Genomic DNA, 3,331 nt, shown 5'->3' with positions numbered 1-3,331 from the left:
ACGCGCCGTTTCGATGAAGATTCGCACCTCTATCAAAACGGGTAACCCCACCTCGCGGCAAGGAACTCTGTCAGATCAAGTCTGAACTTCTACAGCTGATTTCTGCATTGCTGTCTTCCCTGACCTCAACCTCGGCGCCGACCCGTCGGCCAAAGCTGTCACCCGACTTGGCCGACACCGACGATTCGCGAGCGTCAGCTCTCTGGAAAATCGAATCGACCCTTCGTGCGCCAGATAGCAATTTGTCTCACGCTCAAATGCAGGCCGGCTATACCTCAGAGGTTTGGTCAGTTAATACGGTCAATCGTTTCCTATTTACGTACCGACCCGTTCACCACTAGTCTGGCGCCTTGCTTCATTCGATTATGGTGCTCTACGTATAGGAATCACGCACAAGTGATATAGGCTTCAATTCATATCCAAAATCCCAGATTCTGAAAGCCTAACCTGTCGAAAGACAGGGGCAGAAAGTCGCGGATCCTCAATTTCAGGAAAGCCGGATTGCCAAAAGTGCCTTAGAACCATGGGCGCCAGAGGGGGTCCGGCTTATTTTTTGCCCCATCCAATGGGCATTTGGCTCACTTTGTTAGCTTTATCTCACCGCGCCGTCTACTGACGCGATTGAGGAGAATCAAAATGAACAATTTCAGTCGTAGGGATGTTCTGAAGCTATCCGGTGCTGCACTGGGCACCATGACCATTGGGCCTGAATTAACCCAAGCAAATTGGTGCGATGCGTTCCCGCCCCTCGGCGGGTGTGATCAAAACTGGTATTTCAAGGCGCTAGCGCCCTTCCTTCCCGGAGAACCTCTGCCAAAAGGAGAAATACGTATATCGTTCATGGGCAGTTCGCCAGTCCTGCGACGTGCCCGGGCGGGCGCCAGTGTCTTTGTGGAATTGGGCAATGGTAGCAATGAGCAGGGAGAATACGACGAGGCCTACAACGATTGCTTTGTCTTTGACTGTGGCGCCGGATCTTCAATCAATTACGGCGCGATGGCCGTACAGATGTCGAAAATGCGTAAAGTCTTTTTGACACATTTGCACGGCGACCACATGAATGACTTAACGCAAATCTACTGCTTTGGGCCTCAACAAGATGCAAAATCACCGTTATATGTGTGGGGACCTTCCCGCCCAATGGTATGTGACCCTGACACAGGTGAACAACACGAAGATGGCACCCTGGATTTTGCTCGCCACTTTCGGGAGATGAATCGATGGCATACGGCATCACAAAGCTTCGTCGGAACTCGTTGGAACGACGCAGAGGGTGCCGGTTATGATTTGTTCGTAACCGAGCTGAATTCGAAAAATTACGCGCACCTGAGTCGAGATCCGTGGGTTGCATACCATGATCGGCACAGAAAAGTGAATATTTCGTTCTTCCCGGCGGTTCATGACCGAAATGGATCCATTAGCTATAAGCTGGAATGGAATAGAATGGATTGAGCATAATTTATGGCGGCGATACCAAGCCAAATAAATTCTTGATTAAACAAGCCGATGGCGTCACGGTACTAATCCACGAGATTGTCGTGCCAACGGAAGTCTGGTCGGTCAAACAAGGGGGAAGTGCTGATCCGAACAGCGCGGGCGTGCAATTGGCTCGAACCATCGAAGAAAATTCCCAGACACCGGAAAAAGCCTTTGGCTACATTCTGAGCCAACTGTCAAAGCCGCCAAGATTAGCCGTTGGAACTCATTTTCAGGCGGAAAACGACACTATTCCGAGCGCCCTTAGGAATATCCGATCGTGGTACCGCGGTCCGGTCTCCATTGTCACAGATCTGGTTGTACTTAATGTGTCCAAACGGCGTCTTCTTGAACGGCGGGCCTTAGTATGTTATTCAACGTGGAATCGACCGGCCGCAGATCCGAGGGCCCTCAGTGGCACTGCAACTCCAAAATACTGGGATAACAATAGCCAAACTCCCTACAAGCCATATGCTCCATTATCCCAGTTTGACCAAGCGCTACTAAACGCAGTTATTGATCCTTGCCAATACGATCCTTGGGCTTGGAATTGCGGGGACACCTATGTGCCGAAATCTTACGTTTGCGACAACCGATAGCTGAGAATGAGAGGTAGCACTGACGCTCGTCGCGGCCGGACTCGACCCGGGGATCCGCAAATCCAAGGTCAAATTGAACGTTGGAACCAAACCCTCAAGAACCGTATTCTGCTCGTCAAACACCAACGTTGGGTTCAACGTCGGCATCCCAAACGCCAGCGTCCCGACTCCCAATATTCCCATGGGATACTACGCGAAAGCTTTCTCAGCAGGACCTAATATTATGGGGAGTTCATTCTGAACCCTGATCGCTTGGAGTCCAGCTATGTCCAACGCCTCCATCCCTCCGCAGAAACAAATGACCGGCATGTTCGGCCACCCGGTTGCGGAAAACCCAATCGACCGTATGTTCGATGCGGTCTACGCACACTACGGTCTTAACTGGCAATTCTGGAAATCCGATATCGCGTCCAGTGAAGAACTCCCGGATGCGATCCGCGGCGCCAAGGCCCTCGGATACGCAGGATTCTGCATTACCGTGCCGTACAAGATCGCGTCCATTCCGGTGCTGGACGCCATCGACGAAGACGTCCGCATCATGGGGGCCGCCAATTACGTTACTTTCGAAAATGGGCGATTGATCGGCCACAACAACGACGGTAAAGGTGTGGTGAAAGCGATCAAAAAGGTCACCGATATTGCCTGCAAACAGGTAACGATGCTCGGAGCAGGAGGCGCGGGGCGCGCGATGGCCGCGGAAATAGCCCGCGCCGGTGCCGCCCGACTTACGGTTATCACCCGCCGTGAAGCCCAAGGCCGGGAGGTCGTCGAGATGGTCCAAAAGGCCACCGGGGTTCCAGTTCAATGGCTACCCTGGAACGGCACTGTTGTTGTGCCCGAGAGAACAGACATCCTCATGAACGCGACGCACCTCGGTGCCGCACCAGAACTGGAACCGGTCCCCATAGACTGGATTGGGATTGACGCTGGGATGACCTTGGTCGACGTGATCACCAATCCCCGGATCACGCCGTTTCTGAAGTCAGCTCGGGACAAGGGTTGCAGGATTGTTGATGGGGTCGAAATGCTGGTGCAACTGGCTATGGAGATATTTGCGGCCTGGACAGGCATTCAACCGGATGAATCGGTGTTCCAAAAAGCGGTGTCGGACGCCCTGACCCACTGAATTCGTATTCTTTGTCGGTTTTTCCACGCTTGATATGTAGAAGTTCAGACTTGATTTGACAGAGTTCCTTGCCGCGAGGTGGGGTTACCCGTTTTGATAGAGGTGCGAAGCTTCATCGAAACGGCGCGTG

Annotated in this window: 3 protein-coding genes and 1 riboswitch; all 3 genes read left to right on the top strand. The window is 52.6% G+C overall.

Annotation, left to right across the window (positions count from 1 at the left end; translation table 11 throughout):
• Positions 1 to 430: 430 nt before the first annotated feature.
• Positions 431 to 509: riboswitch (cyclic di-GMP riboswitch) on the top strand.
• A gap of 127 nt (positions 510 to 636) precedes the next feature.
• The 3 genes from EK23_RS23560 (at position 637) to EK23_RS21145 (ending at position 3,201) form a co-directional block, all read left to right on the top strand.
• On the top strand, positions 637 to 1,452 hold the full coding sequence (locus tag EK23_RS23560; protein ID WP_145998784.1) for a twin-arginine translocation signal domain-containing protein: 816 nt from the start codon (positions 637 to 639) through the stop codon (positions 1,450 to 1,452).
• Positions 1,449 to 2,075, top strand: coding sequence for an MBL fold metallo-hydrolase (locus EK23_RS23555; RefSeq protein ID WP_145998783.1), 627 nt, complete (start codon positions 1,449 to 1,451; stop codon positions 2,073 to 2,075). Before EK23_RS23560 ends, EK23_RS23555 begins: the two co-directional genes overlap by 4 nt.
• Before the next feature lie 265 nt (positions 2,076 to 2,340).
• Positions 2,341 to 3,201, top strand: a complete 861-nt coding sequence (locus tag EK23_RS21145) for a shikimate dehydrogenase family protein (RefSeq protein ID WP_052808433.1) — start codon at positions 2,341 to 2,343, stop codon at positions 3,199 to 3,201.
• The last annotated feature ends 130 nt before the right edge of the window (positions 3,202 to 3,331 follow it).

This window comes from Methyloterricola oryzae (genome assembly GCF_000934725.1).
GTDB lineage: Bacteria > Pseudomonadota > Gammaproteobacteria > Methylococcales > Methylococcaceae > Methyloterricola > Methyloterricola oryzae.
The sequence above is the reverse complement of the archived record's forward strand: the minus strand, read 5'-3'. Positions and strand labels throughout refer to the sequence as shown.